The organism is Nocardia sp. NPDC058499, assembly GCF_042719915.1.
In the GTDB taxonomy this organism is placed as follows: Bacteria; Actinomycetota; Actinomycetes; order Mycobacteriales; family Mycobacteriaceae; genus Nocardia.
The window spans coordinates 233,045-256,259 of sequence record NZ_JBHXMZ010000005.1 but is presented as its reverse complement, the minus strand read 5'-3'; the positions used below and the strand labels follow the sequence as shown (position 1 = coordinate 256,259).

The window sequence follows — 23,215 nt, the reverse complement described above, 5'->3', positions numbered from 1 at the left end:
TTCAACTGCGGCCGGCCCCGCGTCAGCTCGGCTCAATCCTGCGCGGCGGGCCGCCGATGGGAATAGACCAGCCGAGCGTACTCACCGAGCAACTGCTCCAGGCGCACGTCCTGCCCGGAGGCGACCATCTGCTGGTATCCGATCAGCATGGCCATCCCCAATTCGGTGTCCACCGCGGCGATCTCCTCGTCACCGACCACCCCGGAGATGGTCCGGCGGACGGTGCGCCGGCGGGATTCGTCGACCCGTTTGAGCGCCACCGCCACCGATTCGTCGTTCGCCGCCCACGCCCGGATCGCCGCCTCCGCCCGATGATGCAGGCCCAGCGTCAGATCCGACAGCGCCCCGATCGCCGAATCGGGAGTAGCGGGGTCGAACCGCAGCGACCGCAGGATCAGCACCTGCCGGTTCTCCCAATGTTCCAGTAGCGTATCCACATACGACTGCCAGCTACCGAAATGGTGGTAGAAGGAACCGCTGGTCACCCCCAGCCGGCGGCACAGCACACCGATATTGAGATGCCGGAATCCGAGGTCGGACAGCACCTCGAGGCCGGTGTCGAAATAGTTGTCCTTACTGACGATACGAGACATACGGCGCCGATCTGCTCGGGGAACGGAGGGGATCTCGAGCACCGAACAGTACCGTATCGCCGGAGAGTGGAGAGTCCCGGTTGTGAGGGTTCACGGCCCGTCCGGGCGGCCGAAGGTACTGCACCCGAACAGGCATGAGCGAACCTTCGCCGAGCAACGAGCCGGAGTCGGTACCGAGGCCGACCGGGGCTCAGTGTGGTGATCGCCTGCGGTTCGGCCTTCGCGTCCGCGTGCAGTCCGAGGGCCGGCTTCGTGCACACCCGGGCGAGACCGCCGGCCGATCAACGCAACCGCACACCCAGTAGGGCATCGACGGCGGTGGCGATCTCCGCGCCCGCGGCGGTATCGGTCCCGCCGTAGTCCAGAGTGTCGCGGACCCAGGCGTCGATCGCGGCCAGGGCCCGCGGGGTATCGAGATCGTCGGCCAGGTGAGTACGCAGCCGCGCAACGGTATCCGCAGCCGCGGGGGCGGACGGTGCGGTCACCGCCTGCCGCCAGCGATCCAGCCGCGCCTGCGCCTCGGTGAGCACGTCGTCGGTCCACATCCGGTCGGCACGGTAGTGGCCGGCGAACAAGCCCAGCCGGATCGCGCCGGGATCCACTCCGGCGGCCCGCAGCTTCGACACCAGCACCAGATTGCCCTTGGACTTCGACATCTTCTCCCCGTCCAGGCCGATCATCCCGGTGTGCACATAGTGGCGGGCGAACCGGCGGCCGGCCACCAGCGCCTCACCGTGCGCCGCGGAATACTCGTGATGGGGATAGATCAGATCGCTGCCGCCGCCCTGGATATCGAATTCGGTGCCGAGCCGGTTCACCGCGATCGCGGCGCATTCGATATGCCAGCCGGGCCGGCCCGGGCCGAACGGCGACGGCCACGACGGTTCGCCGGGGCGTTCGGCCCGCCACAGCAGCGCATCGAGCGGATCGCGTTTACCGGGACGGTCCGGGTCACCGCCGCGTTCGGCGAACAACCGCGCCATGGTCTCGCGGTCGTAACCCGATTCGTAGCCGAACTGTTCGGTGGCATCGGTGCGGAAGTAGATATCCGGGAACTCGGTGTCCTCGACGGTGTAGGCGGCGCCGGCGGCGAGCAGTTTGCGCACCAGCTCGATCACCTCGTCCACCGATTCGATCGCCCCCACGTAGTCGCGCGGCGGCAGCACCCGCAGTGCGGCCATATCGGCGCGGAACAGTTCGATCTCCCCGGTGCCCAGATCCCGCCAGTCCACACCGTCGCGCGCTGCGCGCTCGAACAGCGGATCGTCGACATCGGTGACGTTCTGCACGTAATGCACATCGTGCCCGTTATCGCGCAGCACCCGGTTCACCACATCGAAGGTGAGGTAGGTGGCGCCGTGACCCAGGTGCGTGGCGTCGTAGGGGGTGATACCGCAGACGTACATGGTGGCCGTCGCCCCCGGGGTCACCGGGCGGATACAGGAGTCGGCGGTGTCGTGCAAACGTAACGGGGGCCCTGCTCCGGGGACCGCGGGGATCGGGGTGTCGGACCAGGACTGCATACCTTCGAGAGTAGAGGTCGGTAACGGCCGGGTACCGCCCACCCCGCCGTCCCGGCCCCGATCGCGAGGCTCCGCGTGCCGCGGACCTGCACCGGACCCGCGGATCGAGGAAGACAAGTATTGCTCTCAGGTCGAATGAATCATCCGATGAACCGCCGGTGGCGGGGTCAGAACGCCGGCCACGGAATGGGGCGGGAGGTGACCGGTAACGGCATCACCGGATCGTCGAGCAGCCGTTTGGCGCGGCGCAGGACGGCGTCTATCTCGGGATCGGTGAGATGTTCGGCCAGCCCGTCGGCGAGCTCCCCCGGCAGGGCGTCGGTGAAGGCAGCGATATCGGCGAGCAGGTCCGCCGGAACGGGTTCACCGGCCCAGCCCCACAGGACGGTGCGCAGTTTGTTCTCCTGGTGCAGGCAGATCCCGTGATCGACGCCGTACACCTCGCCGTCCAGCCCCTCCAGCGCATGCCCGCCCTTACGGTCGGCGTTGTTCAGCAGCACGTCCAGCACCGCCATCCGCTGTAATCGCGGGTCGTCGGCGTGCACCAGCGATACCTCGTCACCGGCGCCGTCGTAGGCGCGCAGGATCTCGCGGTAACCGTCCGGAACCAGCCCGGGCGGGCACAGATCCACCAGATCGAGGCGGGTGCTGCCGGATATGCCGGGCTCGCGGGTGCTGATCCAGCGCTGCACCATACCCGGACCGTACGGCCCGTCCCGCAGCACCGTCTCCGGGATCACCGGCCAGCCCAGCGCGGTACAGATCAGATACGACGCCACCTCCCGGCCGGCCAGGGTGCCGTCGGGGAAATCCCACAGCGGCTGCTCCCCGCGTACGGGTTTGTACACCACTCGCACGGCACCGTCACCGGTCGCGAGGTCGCACACCAGGGTCACGTTACTGGCGACACTCACCCGGCCCAGGACCGTCAGCTCGCCGGCGGACAGCACGTCCCCGGCCACGCTATTCCTCCAGATCGTTCGCGCCGAACAGTTCGCCGCGCTTGTACCCGTTGGTGCGCACACACATATGCCCGCGCGCCGACAGCGGCTCCCCGCACAGCGGGCACGGCGGGCGGCCGGCGGCGATCACCCGGGTGGACCGCAGGGCGAACTCCCGCGCCTGATCCGGGGTGAGGAATACGCGAACCGCGTCGGGCCCCTCCTCGGTATCGTCGAGGACCACCGATTCGTCGACCTCGGTTTCGGTGATCGCCAGCAGCTCCACCACCACGGCACCCGCGTCGGCGTCCCAGCCCAGCCCCATGGTGCCGACGCGGAATTCCGCGTCGATCGGAGTCACCAGCGGATCGTTGTCGTTGACCTGCTCGGCCTGCGGCGGCACCTCGGCTCCGAACCGGCGCGCCACCTCGTCCAGCAGCAGACCCATCCGGTCGGCCAGAACCTTGACCTGCTGCTTCTCCAGCAGCACGCTCACCACCCGGGGTTCCTCCACCGCCTGTACATAGAACGCGCGATCGCCCGGCTCACCGACAGTTCCGGCGACGAAACGTTCGGGGGTGCGGAATACATGGATTGCTCGTGACACATGCACCTCCTGATACGTGACCCTGTTCGGCTGCGGTGCTCCGCCGCGCCGTTTCCCGGCGCACCCGCCGAGTCGCCCGACGCCGCCGAGAGGTGGCGCATCCGCCGGTATCGGGCATACCCATTATCCGTCTTTCCTTCCCGCGCCGATCTCCCCACCGGGTACCGGGCCCGAAGCCCCGGATTCGGGGGCCGGTGACGGCGCCAGACCGGAAAGATCCGAACCGGTGTCGTTCATCCGGGTGACGAACGGCGCGGTCCGGGTGTAGCGGACAACGCTGAGCGAGGCGGGTTCGACCATGATCCGCTGGAAGCCGTCGAGATGGATTCCCAGCGCATCGGCGAGCACCGCCTTGATGACATCACCGTGGGTGCACGCCACCCACAGCCGATCCCCGTCGTGCAACTCCGCCAGGGCACGATCGTGTTCCCGGATGGCCGATACCGCCCGGGCCTGGACCTGCGCCAGTCCTTCCCCGCCGGGGAACACCGCCGCCGACGCATGCCGCTGCACGACCTGCCACAGCGGTTCGGCCAGCAGGTCTTTGATCTTGCGACCGGTCCATTCGCCGTAGTCCACCTCCGCGAGCCGGTCGTCGACCACCGGTTCCAGTTCCAGACCGGCGGCCAGCGGCGAAACCGTGCGCTGACAGCGCAGCATCGGTGAGGTCACGATCCGGGTGATCGGCAGGCTCGCGAGCCGTGCCGCGACCCCGCGCGCCTGTTCGCCGCCGCGGTCGGTGAGTTCCACCCCGGGACTGCGCCCGGCGAGGGTCCCTCCGGTATTGGATGTCGACAGGCCGTGTCGCAACAGGATCACCGTCATGCTGCCAGCCTAACGGCGGCCGCGGCGCGGCGATGCCCGATGAGCCCGCCCCGCGCCACTTCCCGGCCCGGCTCGCTCACGTCGCCGACACGACACCGGCGGCGAGCAAACCGATGATCACGAACCCCAGCACGATCCGGTACCCGACGAACCAGTAGAACGAATGCCGCTCCACGAACCGCAGCAACCACGCAATCGACGCGTACCCGACGGCGAACGAAACCAGTGTCGCCACCAGCAGTTGCAGGCCGGAGGCGTTCAAACCCTCACCGGCCGGCTCGAAAGCGTCCGGCAGACTGAACAGACCCGACGCGGTGACCGCGGGAATCGCCAGCAGGAACGAGAACCGCACCGCCGCCTCCCGTTTCAAACCGAGGAACAGGCCCGCACTGGACGTGGCACCGGAACGCGACACACCGGGAATCAAGGCCAGGCACTGCGCCAGACCCATCACCACGCCGTCGCGGGTGGTGAGCTGTTCCATCGGGCGCTCTTTGCGGCCGTAGTGCTCGGCCGCCGCGATCACCAGCGCGAAAACGATCAACATGATCGCCACCAGCCACAGATTGCGTGCGCCCGTACGGATCTGGTCCTTGAACAGGAACCCCAGCACCCCGATCGGGATCGTGGCGATGATCACATACCAGCCCATGCGGTAGTCGAGTTCGCGCTGCGCCTCGGCCTCGGGGTCGTAGCCCACGGGCCCGGAACCGGTGACGACCGGCAGCTTCGTGGTGACCTGTTCGGCGAGCGGCACTCGTTCCCGGGCGCTCAGCTTCTCGAACACGGTCGCGAACCACACCGTCACGATCCGCCAGATGTCCTTGGCGAAGAACAACAGCACCGCCGCCTCGGTACCGAGCTGGGTGACCGCGGTGAACGACGCGCCCGCGTCCTCACCGAAGAACACCGAGGACACGATCCGTAAATGCCCCGACGACGACACCGGCAGGAACTCCGTCAATCCCTGCACCACACCGAGTACCAACGCCTGCACCCAGGTCATCGACTCGCCGATCACACATCCTCCTGAACCACGCCGAAAACCCCGCTCTTCCTTCACTCGACGGCACCGCAGCCGCTGCACGATCCCCGGCGATCGACCGCAGCGACCCTACAGTGCCCCATACCGGGCGCGCGCGGCGACCGGGGCCCGGCCGTGGCGATATCGCCGGCGGCGAAGCCGGTATCACCGGCAGCGGACACGCCGCGCCCACCGTTCGCCGCGAACGGTCACCGGCCGGTCACGCTCTAGGCTGGGCGCCGTGAGGAAACGTCGAACCGTGCTGCTGTGCATGAGCGCCGGCCCTACTCGGTTACGCTCCGCTACCACCTCCGGGCGCGACCCGCTCGTACTGTCTCATCCGGGCCCGGAGACCCGGTGATGGAACAGCGCACCGTCGGCCGCAGCGGGCTGCGGGTCTCCCGGATCGGTCTGGCCACCCACACCTGGGGTAGCCGCACCGATGCCGAGACCGCCGCTGCGCAACTGATCGCGTTCACCGAAGCGGGCGGCACCCTCGTCGACACCTCCCCCGCTTACGGCGGCGGCGCCGCGCAGCGGATTCTCGCCGACCTTCTCGGCGATCTGGTGTCCCGCGACGAACTCGTACTGTGCGCGGGGGCCGGTCAGGTGCCCTACCTACCGGCCGTCCCCGCCGGTAGCGAACCGCCCGTGCCCGAACAGGCGCGGATCACGGTCGACTGCTCACGCCGCACTCTGCTGCGCCAACTCGACCGCACCCTGCTCGAACTGGGCACCGACCACCTCGACCTGTGGCAGGTCACCGCCTGGGATACCGCCACACCTCTCGACGAGATCGCCGAAACCCTGAAGTACGCGGTCCGGTCCGGCCGCGTCCGCTATGCGGGGGTCCGCGGATTCACCGCCTGGCAGCTGGCGAGCCTGGCCGCCCGCACCCCGGTCACCGCCGTGCAGACGCCGTATTCGCTGCTCACCCGCGGCGCCGAGGACGATACGGTCCCGGCCGCCACCCACCACGGCGCGGGAATCGTCGCCACCGCGCCACTGGCCGCCGGAATACTCACCGGCAAATACCGCGACGGCGTACCCGCGGATTCCCGGGCCGCCGACGAGGCCACCGCCGCCGAGATCCGCGGCCGCCTCGATGATGATCGCGCCACGGCCGTGGTCGATGCCCTCGTCACCGCCGCCGACGGGCTGGCGACCTCACCGCTGGCGGTCGCGCTGGCCTGGGTGCGCGACCGGCCCGGGGTGGCGAGCATGTTCGTCGGCGCCCGCGATATGGGCCAGCTCACCGGGGTATTGGCCGCCGAAACACTGGAACTGCCGCGCGCGATCGCCGCCGCCCTCGACGATGTGAGCTCCACCCCGTAGCCGGGGGCGGGGGCGATCATCACACCGCGGCACGGATTAGCCTTGCCTACATGAGCGAGTCGGGTCCGGAGGCGGCAGCGGAACGAAATCACGGAGGGACCGCGCTCGTGCGCAGCAGATTCACCTCGGGGGCCCGCACGCGACGGGCGCGGGCCCTGCTGGCCGGCCTCGCCGCCGGGCTGCTCGTGCTCACTGCCGCCTGCGGTGGTACCGAACCGGCCGCGACGACCGGTCAGCAGGGCCCGGCCACCGCCGTGCTGGACAACCTGGACCCGGTACCGCTCACCCCGGCCCCGGTTCCCGCGTTACCCGCGACCGTGCGGTCGTTCGACGGCGCCGAGGTCACGGTCACCGATGCGAGCCGGATCGTGGCCGCCGACCGGTACGGCACCCTCGCCCAAATCGTGTACGGGCTCGGACTCGGCGACAATCTGGTCGGCCGCAGCACCGCCGCCTCGTTTCCCGCCGTGGCGGATCTGCCGAACGTCACCGGCGGTAACGGTGCGTTGAATGTCGAGTCGATTCTCGCGCTGCGGCCCAGTGTCTTCCTCACCGATACCACCAGTGCCTCTCCTGCCGTGCGTGAACAGTTACGCGCGACCGGGATCACCGTCGTCTACTTCGACCCGGAACGCACCATGGAGGGGGTCGTCCCGCAGATCGAGGCCGTCGCCGGCGCGCTCGGTGTCCCGGAACGCGGGCAGCAGCTCGCGCAGCGCACGCAGGACGAGATCGCCGCCGCGTCGGCCGCCGTGCCCGCCCGAGAACCGCCGCTGCGGATCGCGTTCCTGTACTTGCGCTCCAGTGCCATCACGATGCTGGCCGGCCCCGGGTCCGGTGCGGACGCGCTCATCGCCGCGCTCGGTGCCCGCGACGCCGGAGTCGAATCCGGGGTGAGTGAACCGTTCACGGCGATCACCAGCGAGGCGATGATTGCCGCGGCGCCCGATGTGCTGCTGGTCATGACCGACGGGATGAAATCGATCGGCGGGGTGGACGGTATCTCGCAGATACCCGGTATTGCGCAGACACCTGCCGGCCGTAACAAGCGGATCGTCGATATGTCGGATTCGGTGCTGCTGTCCTTCGGCCCGAACACCGGACGCGTCATCACCGCCCTGTCCGACGCCATCTATGGTCATCCCACCGCATGAGCGCATCGGGCCGGGTGGCAGTGGCATGACCGTCGAACTGGACGAACCGCGACAGTCCGTCACCCCGGGCCTCGGTCACCACCGGCGGCGGGCGGTGCTCGCATTCACCGTCGCCGTTCTCGCGCTGGTCGCATTGGCGGTCGCCTCCGCCGCCATCGGGCAGGTCCCCACCGGCCCCGCCGAGGTGGCCGGCAGTATCGCCCACCGGATCGGGCTGGACTGGGGGCCGCTACCCGCCCACCCGGCCGGCGAGGTCACGCTGTGGGAGGTGCGGTTCCCACGGGTGCTGCTCGCGATCCTGGTCGGTGCCGCGCTCGCCACCGCCGGGGCGCTGCTCCAGGGGGTTTTCGCCAACCCGCTCGCCGAACCGGGGGTGATCGGGGTGTCGTCCGGTGCCGCGGTCGGTGCGGGCGCGGTGATCGTATTCGGGGGTGCGTTCGTCGCCGCCTGGTCGGTGGCCGCCGCCGCGTTCGTCGCCGGATTGATCACCACCGTGCTGGTGTACGTACTGTCCCGGTCGGGGGGCCGCACCGAAGTGGTGACTCTGGTCCTCACCGGTGTCGCGATCAACGCTTTCGCCGGCGGGCTCATCGCCTTCCTGCTGTTCGTCGCCTCCCCCGCCGCCCGCGACCAGATCGTGTTCTGGCAGCTGGGCAGCCTCAACGGCGCCACCTGGGACGCGGTCGCGGTGGTCGCGGTACTCGCCACGGTCGGGATCGCGGCGGCCGTGTTCGTATCGCCCCGGCTGGATCTGCTGGCACTCGGCGAATCCGCAGCCCGCCATCTCGGGGTGGATGTGGAACGGCTGCGGCGCACCGTGATCGTGATCGTCGCCGTCCTCACCACCGCCGGGGTCGCGTTCACCGGCATCATCCTGTTCGTCGGGCTGATCGTCCCGCATGTGGTGCGCATGATCGTCGGGCCGGGGCATCGCGCCCTGATCCCGGTCAGTGCCGTCACCGGCGCCGTCGTCCTACTCGCCGCCGATGTCGCCGCCCGCTCGCTGGTCGACAACGCCGACCTCCCGCTGGGCATGCTCACCTCGCTGATCGGCGGGCCGTTCTTCTTCTGGCTGCTGCGCCGCACCCGCGCCCGTTCGGGAGGGTGGGCATGAACGAGCCGAGGCAGGAGGCGGCGGCGCGCCATCACCACGGAGGATCCTCGGCCATGGCCCCTCAGCACGGCACGAGCGCACCGGGTACGGAGCACGCGGGGCGGCATTCCCGGCCGCCGCTCCCTCATCCGGCCGATGGGCTCGGCCGGGCGGCCGCGCGGATTCCGCTGCGTCGCCGCGTCACCGGACTGCTGCAGCGGGCGCACCGGCTCCCCGCGCCCACCGAACCGGGCACCGTCACCCTGCGCGCCCGCGGCGTCACCCTGGACCGGCACGGTGGTGGGGGCGGCACCCGTCGCGTCCTCGACGACGTCGACCTGGACGTCACCGCTGGGCAGGTACTCGCGCTGGTCGGGCCGAACGGCGCCGGGAAATCGACGCTGCTCGCCGTCCTGGCCGGGGAACTCGTCCCGGGCCGAGGCGACGTCGAACTCGACGGCCGGGCACTCACCCACTGGACCCCGATCGATATGGCCCGCCGCCGGGCCGTCCTCCCGCAATCCCACACCGTCGGGTTTCCGTTCACCGCGGCCGAGGTGATCGCCATGGGGCGCGCGCCCTGGCAGCGCACTCCTCACGCCGACCGGGACGACGCGGTGATCACCGACGCCATGGCCGCGACCGACAGTGCGCATCTGGCGGGGCGGTCGTTTCCGAGCCTCTCCGGCGGCGAACGGGCCCGGGTCGCGTTGGCCCGGGTGCTGGCCCAGGACACCGCCACCCTGCTACTCGACGAGCCGACCGCGGCCCTCGACCTCGGCCATCAGGAGGCGGTGCTGACCCTGGCCGCCGACCGGGCCGCCGCTGGTGCCGCAGTGGTCGTGGTACTCCACGACCTGGCCTCCGCCGCCGCCTACGCCGACCGCGTCGCCGTCCTCGACAACGGTCAGCTCGCCGCCACCGGTACACCCCGTGAGGTCCTCACCGGGGAGCTGCTCAGTCGCGTCTACCGCTACCCGATCGAGGTCCTCGACCATCCGGACACCGGTGCACAACTGGTGCTACCCGCCCGGCCGGCACGCAGTTGATCCCTCGGCGCGGGTCGGTCCCACCGCCTATGCGTTGAGACCGGCCGGATCCGGCGACCCGGCCGGCTACCTGTCTTCGCCCGCCCGCGCCCCGGAGACCGCGGCTTCCGGTGCCGTCACCATACCGGAGGCTGCGCGCGGCGATTTCGGTCGCCAGATCAGTTTCAGCACCGCCGGGGTGAGCAGCATCCGGATCACCGTGGCGTCCAGGAGCAGCGCGGCGATCATGCCGTAGGCGATGTATTTCATCATCACCAGTTCCGAGAAACCGAACGCACCGCTCACCACGATCAGGATCGCCGCCGCCGAGGTGATCACGCCACCGGTGTGCGCGATACCGTACCGGATCGATTCGGGCGGGTCGGCACCGTTCGCGCGCGCCTCGGCGACCCGGGACAGCAGGAACACCTCGTAGTCGGTGGACAGCCCGAACACCACGGTCACGATCAGTACCAGTACCGCGAACATCAGCGGCCCGGGTGTGAAATCGAACAGTTGCGCGCCGTGCCCCTCCACGAAGATCCAGGTGAGGATGCCGAGGGTGGCGCCGAGACTCAGCGCCGACATCGCGACCGCCTTCACCGCGAGGACCAGCGACCGGAACGCCGCGTACATCAATGCCACCGCGGCCGCCACCAGCAGCAGCGCCAGCAGCGGCAATCCCTCCAGCAACCCGTGGATACTGTCGCGTTCCAGCGCCGGTACCCCGGCCACCATCACCCGCACACCGTCCGGTTCCTCGATACCGCGCAACACCGCGATCGCAGTATCGGCGGCCCGTTCGTCCACCAGACCGGCTTCCAGGACATTGATCCCGTCCTTGGTAGGTGCCGCCGGTTCGAACGGGCCCGTCAGACCGGGTGTCACATTCGCCTGCAGGCGGATATCGCTCAACTGCGCCGCATCCGCGCCCGTCACCACCAGCCGCAGCGGTTCGGTGCGGAAACCGGGGAACAGCGCATCGAATTTCTCCTGCGCCACCCGCGCCGGATTGTCCTGACCCAGATACTTCTCGCTCAACCCACCGAACTCGATATGCCGGAACGGCACCATCAGCAGCAACAGACCCAGCACCACCGGCACGATCACCGCCCACGGCCGCGCCATCGCCCGCACCGCGAGCCGGGAGAAGATCCCGCGATCGATTTCGGCCTCGGTACTGGCGCGGGCGAACCGCCGCCACTGCCACAGATCGATACGCCGCCCCACGATCGCCAGCATGGCCGGGAGCGCGGTCACCGACAGCACCGCGGCCAGCAGCACCGAACTGATCCCGCCGTAGGGCACCGACCGCAGCACACCGTTCGGGTAGATGAACAGGGCACCCAGGCTCACCGCGATGATCGCCGCCGAGAACACCACCGTGCGGCCCGCCGTCGCGACCGTCCGGGCGACCGCGTCCTCCACACCGCTGTCTCTCTCGGGCGTGGGCGAGGGACCTCCGTGGTTACCCTTCGCTGCCGCCTCCGGGCCTGACTCACCTACGCCGCCGGCGGCCAGCTCTTCCCGGAACCGGGTCACCGTGAACAGGCCGTAGTCGATGGCCAGCCCCAGACTGACCAGGGTCACCACCGCGCTGGCGAAGACGTTCACGTCGATATGGCCGGAGAGCAACCGCATGATGCCCTGGGTGCCCAGAATCGTCATACCGCCGACGAGCACCGGCAGCAGTGCCGCCACCACGCCGCCGAAAACGAAATACAGCAGCAACGCCACCAGCGGGAGCGCGATCATCTCCGCGCGCCGGATATCGTCCTGCATCCCGGTGTTGATGCCCTCCACCACCGGCTGCAACCCGGCCAGCTCCACGGTCGTCCCGCCCGGGCCCGCGCCGGGAGCGCCGGCATCCAGGTCGCCGGCGATGGCCAGATAGTTGTCGACGGTCGCCGACCCCTCCCCGTGCAGCCCGATACTCGCGAACGCGTACGTCCGGGAATCGTCGGCGAACTGTCCCGACAGGGCGCTGTCCCAATAGCTGTCGATACGCAGCACCCGGTCCGGATGGTCGTGCAACAAGCCGGTCAGCTGTGCGGTCACCGCCGCTCGCACCTGCGGATCGTCCACCGTCTTCCCCGGTGGCGCGGTGTACAGGGCGATCACATCGCTGTCGGTATCGCGTCCGAAGGTGGCATCGGCCAGTTTCGAGGCCGCCACCGATTCACTGGATTCGTCGAACCAGCCCTCCTGAGTGAGCCGATCCGCCAGATCCCGGCCGTACAGCCCGGACAGCGCGACCACGAACAGCGATATCACCAGCACCGCGACCCGGTGCCGGTACACGAAACGACCCCACCGTCGAGTCCCCGCCGTCAACATTGCGCCGGCCCGCTACTAACCGCAGGCCGGAGTGCGGTAGTCCGCCGACCGCAGGATCCCGCACAGATCGGTCCGTGACAGCTTCCACGCACCGTCCAGATAGATGAAATGCACCACCGTCGTGCGGACCGCCGTACCCGAACCGTCCTTGTCCAGCCGCAAGGTGGCCGTCACGGTGCCGTCGTGATTGTCGAACACCGGATCGGTGACCCCGTACACGGCCCGCGGATTGTCCTGCAACGCTTTGTACATATCCGGAATCGCGTCCCGGAACGCGTCCCCGTCCTCGATCAGTTCCGTACGCTCCGAATCCGGCAGCGCCGGATCCAGCGCCCGCTTGATCTGCGCGTCCAGCTCCGCGGCGGTGGGCAGGGCACGCGATGCCAGCTCCTGCGAGGTCGCCGCCGCCGAGGACGACAACGCCGCCTTCGCCGACGACCGGGCCGCCGCCACCGAATCCTCGTCGACACCGGTTCCGCAGCCGGTCAGCAGCACCACTGCGGCCGCAGCCGTCACGGCGCCGCCCGCACGCACCGCGCGCATCGGCCGGGAAACAGCTGTGTACCGCATCACGTCCTGCATACCACTCTCACTGCCTGCCTTCGATCACCGAGCCGATACGCGCCAGTAGGGCCCGTACCGTCGGAACATTACGGCCCCCCGGCGGGGAAGTCGCCCGCGGCAGCAGATCCCGCACCAACGCGACCACACTGCGCGCATCGTCGAGATCGATATCGCTCACCCGGGCTTCGGCCACGGCCACCACATCGTCCGGCCCCGGCACCTCCGATTCCAGGTCCGGACGGTAGATCTCCACCTGCAGGGTCGCCCGGACCGTGCGGAACGCGAACGTCCGCCCGTCTCCGGTACGACCGAACCCGTGCGCGAACGGGCCCGTCGTCACTTCCTCGGCGGAAAACCCCGGCACCTCGTGCATCGTCGACTCCTGAACTCCGCACCGTCTGATCCGTACGGTAACCCGCCCCGCATACGACCGGCCGCCGACACCCCACACCCCGCCGGTACCGGTGGCCACCCGGTCGTGATCAGATAATCCCATGCAGTATCGGTCGTTTCCGGGCACAGCGAGACGAGCGCGACACCGGCAACCCCGCGGTACCGTCGTCGTCGTGCTGCTCGCCGCCGCCCTGCTGGCGGGTTGCTCCGGTGATTCCGATTCCGGTGCGGGCGATGCACCCACCCGGGAACCGGCGACCCCGGCGGTCTCGCCACCGGTGGCTTCCGCCCCGGCCGGGGACGTGTACCCGGCCCCCACTCCTCTCACCGCCCTCACCGCCGATCCGGGCAGCGGCTTCCTCGCCGGCCTCGATCCGGCGGGCACCGGCCTGGTGGTGCTCGATCCCGCGACCACGCCGCCCACCGGCCACGAGGTACGTCTGCCCACCCCGGCCCGCGATCTCACCGCCGGTATCCCGGGCGAATTCCTCGCCGCGGGCGACGGGGTGATCCTGCGGATCGATGCCGCCGACCGCACGGTCACCGAGGTGGCGGTCGACGGCGATCTGCAGACTGTGCGCGCCCGCCCGGACGGCACCCTGATCGCCGGGACCGCCGACGGCCGCGTCCTCGTCCTGGACGGCACGGGCAAGGTCGAGCAGACCCTCACCGGGCTGGCCTCCGCCGACCGGATCGCGCTCACCGGCGACACTCTCGCCGTCCTCGACCGTCGCCAGACCCTGCTCACCGAGATCGAACCCGGCTACGAGAACCTGGGGCTGGCGTTACGCGCCGGAATCGGCGCCGCGAATGTGATCGAAGCCCCGGACAACCGGGTCGTCGTCACCGACCCCGACAGCGGCCAGTTGCTGGTGTTCACCACCGAACCGCTCGTCCTCCGGCAGCGCTACCCGGTAGGATCGTCGCCTTACGCACTCACCTACGACCGCGGTTCCGACACCGTATGGGTGACGTGCACGCAGAGCAACGAGATCGTCGGCTACGACCTGTCGACGGGAGCACCGCGGGAGGTGGGCCGCTACCCCACCGTCCGGCAGCCGAACGCGGTAACCGTCGACGCCGATACCGGTGACCTCTACATCGGCTCGGCCACCGAACCGGGTCTGCAACGGATATCCGCGGACCAGCGCGAGAGAGGGCAGTGATGGCATCCACTCACCGTGGCGCGGCGACGCGGGCAAAACTCCCCACCGGATGGGAGACCACCGGCGACGACTACGAGTACATCCCCCTGCGGCTCCCCCCGGACGTCACCCGCGTGACCGCGTCGATGCGGCTGGCCATCCAGGCCGAATTCGGCGGCTGGGAACTGTCCCGGGTCCGCGCCTACACCGACGGCAGCCGCCGCGTTCTGCTGCGCCGCCGCAAGACCGCGCTCACCAGCCCGGCGGGGCATACCACGGAGCTATGAGCGTGCTGTACCGATTACTGCTCCGCCTGATGTTCCTGGTGCCGCCGGAACGGATCCATCGCCTCGTATTCGGGGTGATCCGCGCGGCCACCGCGTTCGCACCTGCGCGCGTCCTGCTGCACCGCCTCTTCGCCGTACCCGATCCGATCCTGCGCACCCGCGTGTTCGGGGTCGATTTCCCGGCGCCGCTCGGGCTGGCCGCCGGTTTCGACAAGGACGCCACCGGGGCGAACGCCTGGGGTGCGCTCGGCTTCGGGTTCGCCGAGGTCGGCACCGTCACCGCCGCCGCCCAGCCGGGTAATCCGCAACCCCGCTTGTTCCGGCTGCCCGCCGACCGTGCCCTGATCAACCGGATGGGTTTCAACAACCACGGTGCGGCCGCCGCGGCCGCCCGGCTGCACGGCCGGGTGCCGTCGATACCCATCGGCGCCAATATCGGCAAAACCAAGGTCGTGGACGCCGAGCACGCGGCCGGCGATTACGCCACCAGCGCACGCCTCCTGGGACCGCATGCCGATTTCGTGGTCGTCAATGTCAGCTCCCCCAACACTCCCGGCCTGCGGGACCTGCAGGCGGTCGAATCGCTGCGCCCCGTCCTGACGGCAGTACTCGAGAGTGTGCGGGTGCCGGTCCTGGTGAAGATCGCACCGGATCTGTCCGACGAGGATGTCGACGCGGTAGCCGATCTGGCCGTGGAACTCGGGCTGGCCGGAATCGTCGCGACCAACACCACGATCGGGCGCGACGGCCTGCACAGCGATCCCGTCGCGGTCGACGACATCGGGGCCGGTGGGCTGTCCGGTCCGCCGGTGGCCCACCGCTCGCTGGAGGTCCTGCGCCGGCTGTACACCCGCGTCGGCGGGCAGCTCGTGCTGATCTCGGTGGGCGGTATCGAAACCCCGGACCAGGCCTGGGAACGGATCCTGGCGGGCGCGTCGCTGCTCCAGGGGTACACCGGATTCATCTACGGCGGGCCGTTGTGGACCTGGCGGATACACCGCGGGATCGCCGAGCGGCTCCGCGCCGGCGGCTATCGCAGCCTGGCCGACGCCGTGGGCGCCGGCCACACCGCGAAACGCTGACCGGGCAGGTCAGGCGGCCGAACCGCTGCGGATTGCGCCGGGATCGTCGCGATACCCGGTGGGCAGGGTCACCGGCGCGTCCTGCATGATCCGCGCCTCCGCCAGCCTGGCTTCGACGCGAGTGGCGAGCAGGACCACGACCTGGTCGAACACCAGCCCGAGCAGCTCCGCCTGATGCCGGGCCCAGGCCAGTGCCGCGTCGTCGTAGACCAGCTCGGGGTCGGACAGGATTTCGTCGAGTTCCATTGCCGCGTAGGCCTGTTCGAACGACAGGGCCCGGCCCGGCAACCAGCTCAACAGCCACGACGATCCGTGACGGGTCTGCACGCGCTCGGCGAATTCGAGGGAGATACCGCTGGTCATCAGCCAGTCGGTGATATGGATGCTCACAGCTGCCTCCTCAGGGGCTCGGCACCGATACCGGGCCGGAACCACAGCCGGCGCGGCATCGCTGCCGTCGGATAAGGGCGGACCGCCGGGCGCGCTCAGCGCGCCGTCGCGGAGGATGCCTCCGAGTCCGTCCCGGCGCAGGCGACGCATCGGCATGCTGCTGGATAACGGTGTCCGCGGAACCGGGCTGTCGTCATTGTCATCACCAGGCCCTCCCGTACCTCTGATCGAGGGAAACGCTATTTCCAGTGTGTCATTTGACTGTTCCGCGGGTCAATGCATATGTCAAACGCCGTCCTGCACTATGGTTATTGCCATATGTGACCGGGTCGAAACCCCTCGGCGACGGCGAAAGACGAGAAAGGCGCGCGGTATGTCCCCGACCGACGACACCGCAATCGTCGCTATCCGCAATATCCTGACCCGGCTCTGCAAACGCTCCGGACTCAGCCCCGACCGCCTGGCCACCACCGAAATCGATACCACTCCCCTGCTCGACCTCCCGGTCATCCGGCGGTACGCCGCCACCCACGGCATCACCCGCGCCGCCGCCGTACTCCCCGTCGTCCGCGAACACGCCCGCCGCCTCCCGCCGACCCACCGCGTCATCACCGACGCCGAACTGTCCCTCGGCCTGCTGCGCGAAACCGAGACCGCCGGTATCGACCCCGACGACCTCTACTCACAGGACCTCGGCGATCGCCGCGAATACCTCTCGGCACACTGGAGCCGGTTACACGAGATCGCCGACGCCGAGGCCATTCCGCCCGCGCCCACCGTGCGCTCCCTGCGCGCCACCCCCGAACGGCGCGCCTTCACCGCACTCGCCGCGCTGCTGGTCACCGGGAACGTCTATACCGACGCCCGGTCCCCTCTCGGCGCCACCCGTCACGGCACCTCCGGCCGGATCGGCACGCTCACTGTCGTCGGCGACGCCGTGATCGACCACATCTACCGGGTCGACGCAATCCCCGATGCGCGCGGGTTCGCCCGCGGCCGGTTCAGCGACAACCCGGGCGGTAAAGGACTCGATCGCGCGGTCGCGGCCGCCCGTCTCGGTATCGACGTCCGGCTGATCAGCGCGGTCGGCGACGACGAGGCCGGGCGCCGGATCCTCGACTATCTCCGCTCCGAGAAGGTCGATACGTCGCTGGTCAGGGTCGTTCCCGACGCCGCCACTCCCATTACCGCACTCATCGTCGGTAAAACGGGTATCGCAGGCACCATCTTCTGCGAGGACGATCGCATCCGGCTCAGCACCGCCGAGCTCACCGGACCGGCCGTCGCCGCCGCGCTCACCGAAACCGACGCCGTCCTGGTCACCCTCGAACCGCCGCTACCGGTGATAGAACGAGTCCTGACGACGCTGCAGAACCTTCCGAAACGGCCCACCCTGCTGCTCACCGCGGCCTATGTCGAAACCCCTCAGGTGCTGTACCGCTACCTGTCCACCGTCGACTACCTGATCGGGTCCACCCAGGAGCTCGACAGTATGGTTCCCGAGATACCCGCCCAGTCCGGGGCCCATATCGCCCGGCAACTCCAGATGCTGGGCACCCGCGTCGTCTGCGTCGTCGAGGATTTCGGCTGCACCGTCCGCTCCGACCGCCTTGCCCTCGATATCCCGCGCTTCCAGGCCGCGGCACTCACCGATGTACCGGGTTCGCGCGGCGCCTTCTCCGCCGCACTGGTGTACCGCCTGCTGTCGCGCCCCGCGGTCGCCGACGGCGAGGGCGGGCCGATCCGCCGGGTAGCCGACGAACAGGACTACACCTGGGCGACCGCCGCCATGGTGGCGACCCAGTCGTTCGCCGGGGACGTACCCGGCGCGATGCCCACCGCCGACGAGGTGGACCGCATCATCCGGCTCACCGCCGAAAGGCACTGACCGGTGCCCGCTCCGCGGGTTCCGGGCCGTCCACCGGACCTCACCGACCCGCCCCGCACGGAGTGCGTATCCGTGCGGGCAGGCGTAAAGTCACCTATCGGCCCACCGCTGATCGGGAACGATTTCCCCGACCGGCCGACCGAGTGCTGCGGTAGCCCGGCCACATCCATACTTTGCGGTACCGACAGATCATCGAAGGAGTATCGACCTTGACCGCAGCCGCGGAGCCCTCCGCTGTCGCCACCACCGAGCACCGGTTCACCCGCAACGGCCACGAATCCCCGCTGCAGGTGTTACCCGTGGTCGACGGCGAACCCCAGCTCGGTCATGTACTGGTCTTCGGCAGGCCCGCCGACGGCTGCCTCGTGCGGATCCACTCCCGCTGCCTCTACGGTGAAGCACTGGACTCCCAGGACTGCGATTGCGGACCGGAACTCCGCCTATCCCTCGACCTCATCCAAGAAGCCGGGCACGGCGTACTCGTCTATCTCGAACAGGAAGGGCGTGGCCTCGGGCTCATCGCGAAGGCGCAGGGCTACGGGGTGGCCGAACGCACCGGCGCGGATACCTTCGCCGCGTACCGCAGCCTCGGGTTCCCCGAAGATGCGCGCGGATATGCGCACGCCGCGGACAGCGTGCGCAATCTCGGGCTCACCCGCGTCCGGCTCCTCACCAACAACCCCGAGAAGGTCGAGGCTCTCCGCGCGGCCGGAATCGAAGTCATGATCGAGCCGCTGTGCACACCGCCGCTCAGCGAGCGGGCGGCTGCCTATCTGGAAGCCAAACGCCGTCGTCGCGGGCACTGGATTCCGGCAAGCGAATCCGGACCGGTCCCGGCACCGGCTACGGAGCGCCCGGGGGGCCAGCAGATCGCCGTCATTCGCTGACCCAGACAGAACGCCCCCACCAGCGCCGTTCCCCCGCTACCATTAGTGATCCGCGTCACTCACCGGTCGCCGGCCGCTCCTACGGGCTCCGGCGGTAACCACGGCGAGTGTTCCGGAACCCCAGCACCTCGGGAACGGACCCATGACCACAGATATCGCCTACACCCACCGCACCGGCGTCACTGCCCGCACAGTGCCCGCGGCCTTCCAGCAGACCCTCACCCTGCGCCCCGACGCGGTCGCCCTGCGCACCGTCGGCGGCACCCAGGAGATCACCTGGCGGGACTACGGGCACCGCGTCCGCGTCCTCGCCGCGGGCTTGGCCGCCCTCGGCCTCACCCGCGGCGACACGGTGGGCATCATGCTCACCAACCGGCCGGAATTCAACCTCCTCGACACCGCCGCCCTGCACGTGGGCGCCACCCCGTTCTCCGTCTACAACACCTGCTCACCCGAGCAGATCGCGCATGTCTTCGGCAATGCCGGCAACAAAATAGTCGTCACCGAGCAGCAGTTCCTCGGCACCATCCGGGCCGCGGGCGTACCGATCGACCACCTCATCGTCATCGACGGGCCGGCCGAAGGCGCGACTACACTCGCCGACCTCGAGGCGAACCCCGATCCGGAGTTCGATTTCGACGCCGCCTGGCAAGCCGTGGAACCCGGCGATCTCGCCACCCTCATCTACACCTCCGGCACCACCGGGCCCTCCAAGGGGGTCGAACTCACCCACGGCAATGTGCTGGCCCAGATCCTCGCCCTCACCAGTGGCCCGCTCGATGTCGGTATCGAGGACCGCGCGCTGTCCTACCTGCCCGCCGCCCATGTCGCGGACCGGATCTCCGGGCATGCGATCAACCTGGTCACCGGTATCCAGATCACCACCGTTCCTGATCCCCGGGAAATTGCCGCCGCCCTCCCCGACGCCCGGCCGACCGTCTTCTTCGGTGTCCCGCGTGTCTGGCAGAAGATCAAAGGCGGTGTCGAGGCCAAGCTGGCCGCCGAAACCGGGGCGAAGAAAGCCATCGCCGATTGGGCCGTCGCCACCGGTATCGCGGCCGCCAAAGCCGATCTGGCCGGCACCGGTCGCGGACCGCTGCTGAATATCCAGCACCAAATCGCCGAGAAACTGCTGCTGTCCAAGGTGCGGGCCGCGCTCGGCCTGGATGAACTCCGTGTCGCCTCCTCCGGTGCGGCACCGATCCCGCCGGAAACCCTCGAATTCTTCCTGGGGCTCGGTTTCTGCGTCTCCGAGGTATGGGGGATGTCGGAAACCAGCGGCGTCGCCACCTACACCGAACTCGACAAACCCCGGCCGGGATCCGTCGGCCGCGCCGTCGACGGGCTGGAGCTCCGGCTGGCCGACGACGGTGAGGTACTCGTCCGCGGCGCGATCATCACCCACGGTTACCGCGCCATGCCGGAGAAAACCGCCGAGGCGCTCGACGCCGAGGGCTGGTTGCACACCGGTGATGTCGGGACTCTCGATACCGACGGCTATCTGCGGATCATCGACCGCAAGAAGGAACTCATCATCAACGAAGGCGGGAAGAATATCGCCCCGAGCAATATCGAGAACGCCGTCAAGGCCGCCTCCTCGCTCGTCGGGCAGGCGGTGGCGCTGGGCGACGCCAAACCCTATATCACCGCGCTCATCGTGCTCGACCCCGATATGGCCGCCATCCGCGCGAAGGAAATCGACGCCACCGACGCCGATATCGCCACCCTCGCCCGGCACCCCCGCATCGTCGACGACGTCCGCGCCGCGATCCAGGCCGGGAATGCGAAACTGTCCCGGGTCGAACAGATCAAACGGTTCACCATCGTCGATACCGTATGGGAACCCGGCGGCGACGAACTCACCCCGAAGATGTCGCTCAAACGGTCGCCGATCGCCGAGAAATACGCCGAGCAGATCACCGCGCTCTACGCCCAGGAGATCCCCGGCACCGTGATCGACGTACGGGGCTGAGCCGTACCGTACTCCGACAGCACTGTGGCCCCGGGAGTCCCCGGGGCCACAGTGCTGTTCACGATTCACTTCTGTTCGTAGGTACCCACCAGCGTCGCCCGCGCCAGCGTATGCGAGAACAGGTTGAACCCGAGGAAGGCCGGGGTGGCTTCCGGCGGTATCCCCAGCGATTCGACATCCACCGCGTGCACCACGATGAAGTACCGATGCGGTCCGTGCCCGGCCGGCGGGGCGGCACCCACGTACCCGGCGAAACCGCCGTCGTTGCGCAGCATCACCGCGCCCGCGGGCAGCGTGCCGCCCTCACTGCCCGCGCCGGACGGCAGTTCGGTGACCGACGCGGGGATCTCGGCCACCGCCCAGTGCCAGAAACCGGAAGCGGTCGGCGCGTCCGGGTCGTACACCGTCACCGCGAAACTCTTCGTCTCCGCCGGGAAACCCGACCAGCTCAGCTGCGGGGACACATCTTTACCACCGGCCCCGAACACACCGCTGACCTGGTCGTTGCCGAGCGTCGCACCATCGGACACATCGGCAGAGGCCACGGTAAACGACGGCACCGAGGGCAAAGCGTCATAGGGGTTGTAGGTCATGGAAACCTCTCTCGAATCGGATCAGCTGTGCAACAGAAAGTGTTCCAGGACATCGGTGCCGAATTCGAGCGCATCGACCGGCACCCGTTCGTCGACGCCGTGGAACAGCGCCGCGAAATCCAGTTCCGGCGGCAACCGCAGCGGCGCGAACCCGAAGCACCGGATCCCCAGATCCGCGAAGGCCTTCGCATCGGTTCCGCCGGACAGCATGTACGGAACCGTACGCCCGTGCGGATCGTGTGCCAGGATCGCCTCGTTCATCGCGTCCACCAGATGGCCGTCGAAAGTTGTTTCGTAGGAATCGAGTTTGGTGACCCATTCGCGTTCCACGTCCGGGCCGATCAGCTCGTCCACTTCACGTTCGAATTCGGCCAGCCGGCCCGGCACCACCCGGCAGTCCACCACCGCTTCCGCGGTCTGCGGGATCACATTCGCCTTGTACCCGGCGTTCAGCATGGTCGGGTTCGCCGTATCACGCAGGGTGGCACCGATGATCCGGGATATCGACCCCAGTTTCGCCAGTGTGCCCTCGATATCCTTACTGCCCGGATCGAACGCGAGCCCGGTCTCCTCCGATACCGCCGCGAGGAACTCGGCCACGGAATCGGACAGGACGAGCGGGAAGGTATGTGTCCCCAGCCGGGCCACCGCCGCCGCCAGAATGGTCACCGCATTGTCCTCGTGCAGGAAGGACCCGTGCCCGGCGCGGGCCTTCGCCCGCAACCGCATCCAGCCCAGGCCTTTTTCCGCGGTCTCCACCAGATAGAGCCGCCGTTCACCACCGTCGGGACGGGGCACGGTCAGCGAGAAGCCGCCGACCTCCCCCACCGCCTCGGTGATTCCGGTGAAGAGATCCGGCCGGTTCTGCACCAGCCACTGCGACCCCCATTTGCCGCCGTTCTCCTCGTCGGCCAGGAAGGCGAACACCAGGTCGCGGGGCGGCACGGTGCCCTCGATCTTGAACTGGCGGGCCACCGCCAGCATCATCCCGACCATATCCTTCATATCGATGGCGCCACGGCCCCAGACGTACCCGTCCTGTACCGCACCGGAGAAAGGGTGCACGCTCCAATCGGCTGCTTCGGCCGGCACCACATCGAGATGCCCGTGCAGCAGCAGCGCACCGCGGCCCGAATCCGCCCCAGGCAGCCGCGCGAAAACGTTCCCCCGGCCCGGCAGGCCGGATTCCACGTACTCCGTGGTGTAACCGGCGTCTTCCAGCTGCCGTGCCACCCACTCGGCACACTCGCGTTCCCCCTTGGTGGTCGCCGGGTCGCCGGTATTCGAGGTGTCGAAACGGATCAGCGAACTGACCAGCTCCACCACCTCCGATACGGCACGGGAACGAGCGGAGCCAGAGTTATCACCTGTCGCGGCCACGCACCCTTCCTACCATCAAGCGCATCCTTGATTCCTTTTGGTGTTGTGCGGTGCGTTGCGTGTGGTCGCAACCAGACAGCGATCAGGTGGGATACATGTTGTAATGCGCATATCTACGTACATACATTTTAGTTACCTTCCGTGGACCTGATGAGTTCACGGAGCGGGTTACCC

The 23,215-nt window shown here is 68.9% G+C and carries 22 protein-coding genes; 10 read left to right on the top strand and 12 right to left on the bottom strand.

Annotation, left to right across the window (positions count from 1 at the left end):
* Positions 1 to 32: 32 nt before the first annotated feature.
* From ACFWPH_RS17665 to ACFWPH_RS17640, 6 genes are all read right to left on the bottom strand, one after another.
* Positions 33 to 593: a TetR/AcrR family transcriptional regulator gene (locus ACFWPH_RS17665; RefSeq protein ID WP_378752197.1), complete on the bottom strand. Its 561-nt coding sequence runs from the start codon at positions 591 to 593 to the stop codon at positions 33 to 35.
* A 281-nt stretch (positions 594 to 874) separates the two neighbouring features.
* The gene (gene mshC, locus ACFWPH_RS17660; protein ID WP_378752195.1) at positions 875 to 2,116 is read right to left on the bottom strand and encodes a cysteine--1-D-myo-inosityl 2-amino-2-deoxy-alpha-D-glucopyranoside ligase; all 1,242 of its coding nucleotides are present in this window, start codon (positions 2,114 to 2,116) and stop codon (positions 875 to 877) included.
* A gap of 167 nt (positions 2,117 to 2,283) precedes the next feature.
* A complete protein-coding gene (locus ACFWPH_RS17655; RefSeq protein ID WP_378752193.1) occupies positions 2,284 to 3,078 on the bottom strand; it encodes an SCO1664 family protein in 795 nt (264 codons plus the stop codon).
* Position 3,079: 1 nt separating this feature from the next.
* The gene (locus tag ACFWPH_RS17650) at positions 3,080 to 3,664 is read right to left on the bottom strand and encodes a DUF3090 domain-containing protein (RefSeq protein WP_068036102.1); all 585 of its coding nucleotides are present in this window, start codon (positions 3,662 to 3,664) and stop codon (positions 3,080 to 3,082) included.
* Positions 3,665 to 3,787: 123 nt separating this feature from the next.
* The gene (locus tag ACFWPH_RS17645) at positions 3,788 to 4,489 is read right to left on the bottom strand and encodes a histidine phosphatase family protein (protein ID WP_378752191.1); all 702 of its coding nucleotides are present in this window, start codon (positions 4,487 to 4,489) and stop codon (positions 3,788 to 3,790) included.
* 76 nt (positions 4,490 to 4,565) lie between these two features.
* Positions 4,566 to 5,507, bottom strand: a complete 942-nt coding sequence (locus ACFWPH_RS17640; protein ID WP_378752664.1) for an undecaprenyl-diphosphate phosphatase — start codon at positions 5,505 to 5,507, stop codon at positions 4,566 to 4,568.
* Positions 5,508 to 5,873: 366 nt separating this feature from the next.
* Between ACFWPH_RS17640 and ACFWPH_RS17635 the strand changes: the two genes are divergently transcribed.
* Genes ACFWPH_RS17635 through ACFWPH_RS17620 form a run of 4 tightly spaced genes read left to right on the top strand, consistent with a single transcriptional unit; the run spans position 5,874 to position 10,144 of the window.
* Entirely contained in the window at positions 5,874 to 6,848 is a 975-nt protein-coding gene (locus ACFWPH_RS17635) for an aldo/keto reductase (RefSeq protein ID WP_378752189.1), read from the top strand.
* Between the two features lie 50 nt (positions 6,849 to 6,898).
* Entirely contained in the window at positions 6,899 to 8,002 is a 1,104-nt protein-coding gene (locus ACFWPH_RS17630; RefSeq protein ID WP_378752187.1) for a hemin ABC transporter substrate-binding protein, read from the top strand.
* A 25-nt stretch (positions 8,003 to 8,027) separates the two neighbouring features.
* Complete coding sequence (locus ACFWPH_RS17625) at positions 8,028 to 9,116, top strand: FecCD family ABC transporter permease (protein WP_378752185.1); 1,089 nt, start codon at positions 8,028 to 8,030, stop codon at positions 9,114 to 9,116.
* Between the two features lie 53 nt (positions 9,117 to 9,169).
* Entirely contained in the window at positions 9,170 to 10,144 is a 975-nt protein-coding gene (locus tag ACFWPH_RS17620; protein WP_378752183.1) for a heme ABC transporter ATP-binding protein, read from the top strand.
* 66 nt (positions 10,145 to 10,210) lie between these two features.
* On the opposite strand, the gene ACFWPH_RS17615 is transcribed toward ACFWPH_RS17620, so the two are convergent.
* Genes ACFWPH_RS17615 through ACFWPH_RS17605 form a run of 3 tightly spaced genes read right to left on the bottom strand, consistent with a single transcriptional unit; the run spans position 10,211 to position 13,397 of the window.
* Positions 10,211 to 12,460: an MMPL family transporter gene (locus ACFWPH_RS17615; protein ID WP_378752181.1), complete on the bottom strand. Its 2,250-nt coding sequence runs from the start codon at positions 12,458 to 12,460 to the stop codon at positions 10,211 to 10,213.
* A 15-nt stretch (positions 12,461 to 12,475) separates the two neighbouring features.
* Positions 12,476 to 13,042, bottom strand: coding sequence for a hypothetical protein (locus ACFWPH_RS17610; protein WP_378752179.1), 567 nt, complete (start codon positions 13,040 to 13,042; stop codon positions 12,476 to 12,478).
* Positions 13,043 to 13,049: 7 nt separating this feature from the next.
* Positions 13,050 to 13,397, bottom strand: coding sequence for a hypothetical protein (locus ACFWPH_RS17605; protein WP_378752177.1), 348 nt, complete (start codon positions 13,395 to 13,397; stop codon positions 13,050 to 13,052).
* Positions 13,398 to 13,590: 193 nt separating this feature from the next.
* Here ACFWPH_RS17605 and ACFWPH_RS17600 point away from each other — a divergent pair, with 193 nt between their 5' ends.
* The 3 genes from ACFWPH_RS17600 to ACFWPH_RS17590 are packed head-to-tail and all read left to right on the top strand — an operon-like array spanning position 13,591 to position 15,931.
* Positions 13,591 to 14,583 (top strand): YncE family protein, encoded by a 993-nt coding sequence (locus ACFWPH_RS17600; protein WP_378752175.1) that lies wholly within the window; start codon positions 13,591 to 13,593, stop codon positions 14,581 to 14,583.
* Positions 14,583 to 14,849, top strand: coding sequence for a DUF5703 family protein (locus ACFWPH_RS17595; protein ID WP_033246167.1), 267 nt, complete (start codon positions 14,583 to 14,585; stop codon positions 14,847 to 14,849). The genes ACFWPH_RS17600 and ACFWPH_RS17595 overlap by 1 nt, the downstream gene beginning before the upstream one ends.
* A 5-nt stretch (positions 14,850 to 14,854) precedes the next feature.
* Complete coding sequence (locus tag ACFWPH_RS17590) at positions 14,855 to 15,931, top strand: quinone-dependent dihydroorotate dehydrogenase (RefSeq protein ID WP_378752662.1); 1,077 nt, start codon at positions 14,855 to 14,857, stop codon at positions 15,929 to 15,931.
* A gap of 9 nt (positions 15,932 to 15,940) precedes the next feature.
* Here ACFWPH_RS17590 and ACFWPH_RS17585 read toward each other — a convergent pair whose 3' ends face one another.
* Positions 15,941 to 16,321 carry a hypothetical protein gene (locus ACFWPH_RS17585; protein ID WP_378752173.1) on the bottom strand — a complete coding sequence of 127 codons (381 nt, stop codon included), beginning with the start codon at positions 16,319 to 16,321 and terminating at the stop codon, positions 15,941 to 15,943.
* Between the two features lie 373 nt (positions 16,322 to 16,694).
* On the opposite strand from ACFWPH_RS17585, the gene ACFWPH_RS17580 reads away from it, so the two are divergent.
* From ACFWPH_RS17580 to ACFWPH_RS17570, 3 genes are all read left to right on the top strand, one after another.
* Positions 16,695 to 18,209 (top strand): carbohydrate kinase family protein, encoded by a 1,515-nt coding sequence (locus tag ACFWPH_RS17580; protein WP_378752171.1) that lies wholly within the window; start codon positions 16,695 to 16,697, stop codon positions 18,207 to 18,209.
* Positions 18,210 to 18,418: 209 nt separating this feature from the next.
* Positions 18,419 to 19,096 (top strand): GTP cyclohydrolase II, encoded by a 678-nt coding sequence (locus ACFWPH_RS17575; protein ID WP_378752169.1) that lies wholly within the window; start codon positions 18,419 to 18,421, stop codon positions 19,094 to 19,096.
* Positions 19,097 to 19,238: 142 nt separating this feature from the next.
* Positions 19,239 to 21,068, top strand: a complete 1,830-nt coding sequence (locus ACFWPH_RS17570) for an AMP-dependent synthetase/ligase (protein WP_378752167.1) — start codon at positions 19,239 to 19,241, stop codon at positions 21,066 to 21,068.
* A 65-nt stretch (positions 21,069 to 21,133) separates the two neighbouring features.
* Here ACFWPH_RS17570 and ACFWPH_RS17565 read toward each other — a convergent pair whose 3' ends face one another.
* Together ACFWPH_RS17565 and ACFWPH_RS17560 are read right to left on the bottom strand one after the other, a co-directional pair.
* A complete protein-coding gene (locus tag ACFWPH_RS17565) occupies positions 21,134 to 21,661 on the bottom strand; it encodes a YbhB/YbcL family Raf kinase inhibitor-like protein (RefSeq protein WP_378752165.1) in 528 nt (175 codons plus the stop codon).
* Positions 21,662 to 21,682: 21 nt separating this feature from the next.
* Positions 21,683 to 23,041, bottom strand: a complete 1,359-nt coding sequence (locus ACFWPH_RS17560; RefSeq protein ID WP_378752163.1) for a M20/M25/M40 family metallo-hydrolase — start codon at positions 23,039 to 23,041, stop codon at positions 21,683 to 21,685.
* Positions 23,042 to 23,215: the final 174 nt, after the last annotated feature.

Bases quoted from the DNA above. Each gene is read 5' to 3' on its own strand.
- ACFWPH_RS17595 (WP_033246167.1), top strand. From the start codon at position 14,583: ATGGCATCCACTCACCGTGGCGCGGCGACGCGGGCAAAACTCCCCACC.
- ACFWPH_RS17645 (WP_378752191.1), bottom strand. From the start codon at position 4,489: ATGACGGTGATCCTGTTGCGACACGGCCTGTCGACATCCAATACCGGA.
- ACFWPH_RS17620 (WP_378752183.1), top strand. From the start codon at position 9,170: ATGGCCCCTCAGCACGGCACGAGCGCACCGGGTACGGAGCACGCGGGG.
- ACFWPH_RS17665 (WP_378752197.1), bottom strand. From the start codon at position 593: ATGTCTCGTATCGTCAGTAAGGACAACTATTTCGACACCGGCCTCGAG.
- ACFWPH_RS17625 (WP_378752185.1), top strand. From the start codon at position 8,028: ATGACCGTCGAACTGGACGAACCGCGACAGTCCGTCACCCCGGGCCTC.
- ACFWPH_RS17605 (WP_378752177.1), bottom strand. From the start codon at position 13,397: ATGCACGAGGTGCCGGGGTTTTCCGCCGAGGAAGTGACGACGGGCCCG.
- ACFWPH_RS17570 (WP_378752167.1), top strand. From the start codon at position 19,239: ATGACCACAGATATCGCCTACACCCACCGCACCGGCGTCACTGCCCGC.
- ACFWPH_RS17580 (WP_378752171.1), top strand. From the start codon at position 16,695: ATGTCCCCGACCGACGACACCGCAATCGTCGCTATCCGCAATATCCTG.
- ACFWPH_RS17635 (WP_378752189.1), top strand. From the start codon at position 5,874: ATGGAACAGCGCACCGTCGGCCGCAGCGGGCTGCGGGTCTCCCGGATC.
- ACFWPH_RS17610 (WP_378752179.1), bottom strand. From the start codon at position 13,042: ATGCAGGACGTGATGCGGTACACAGCTGTTTCCCGGCCGATGCGCGCG.
- ACFWPH_RS17565 (WP_378752165.1), bottom strand. From the start codon at position 21,661: ATGACCTACAACCCCTATGACGCTTTGCCCTCGGTGCCGTCGTTTACC.
- mshC (WP_378752195.1), bottom strand. From the start codon at position 2,116: ATGCAGTCCTGGTCCGACACCCCGATCCCCGCGGTCCCCGGAGCAGGG.
- ACFWPH_RS17615 (WP_378752181.1), bottom strand. From the start codon at position 12,460: ATGTTGACGGCGGGGACTCGACGGTGGGGTCGTTTCGTGTACCGGCAC.
- ACFWPH_RS17630 (WP_378752187.1), top strand. From the start codon at position 6,899: ATGAGCGAGTCGGGTCCGGAGGCGGCAGCGGAACGAAATCACGGAGGG.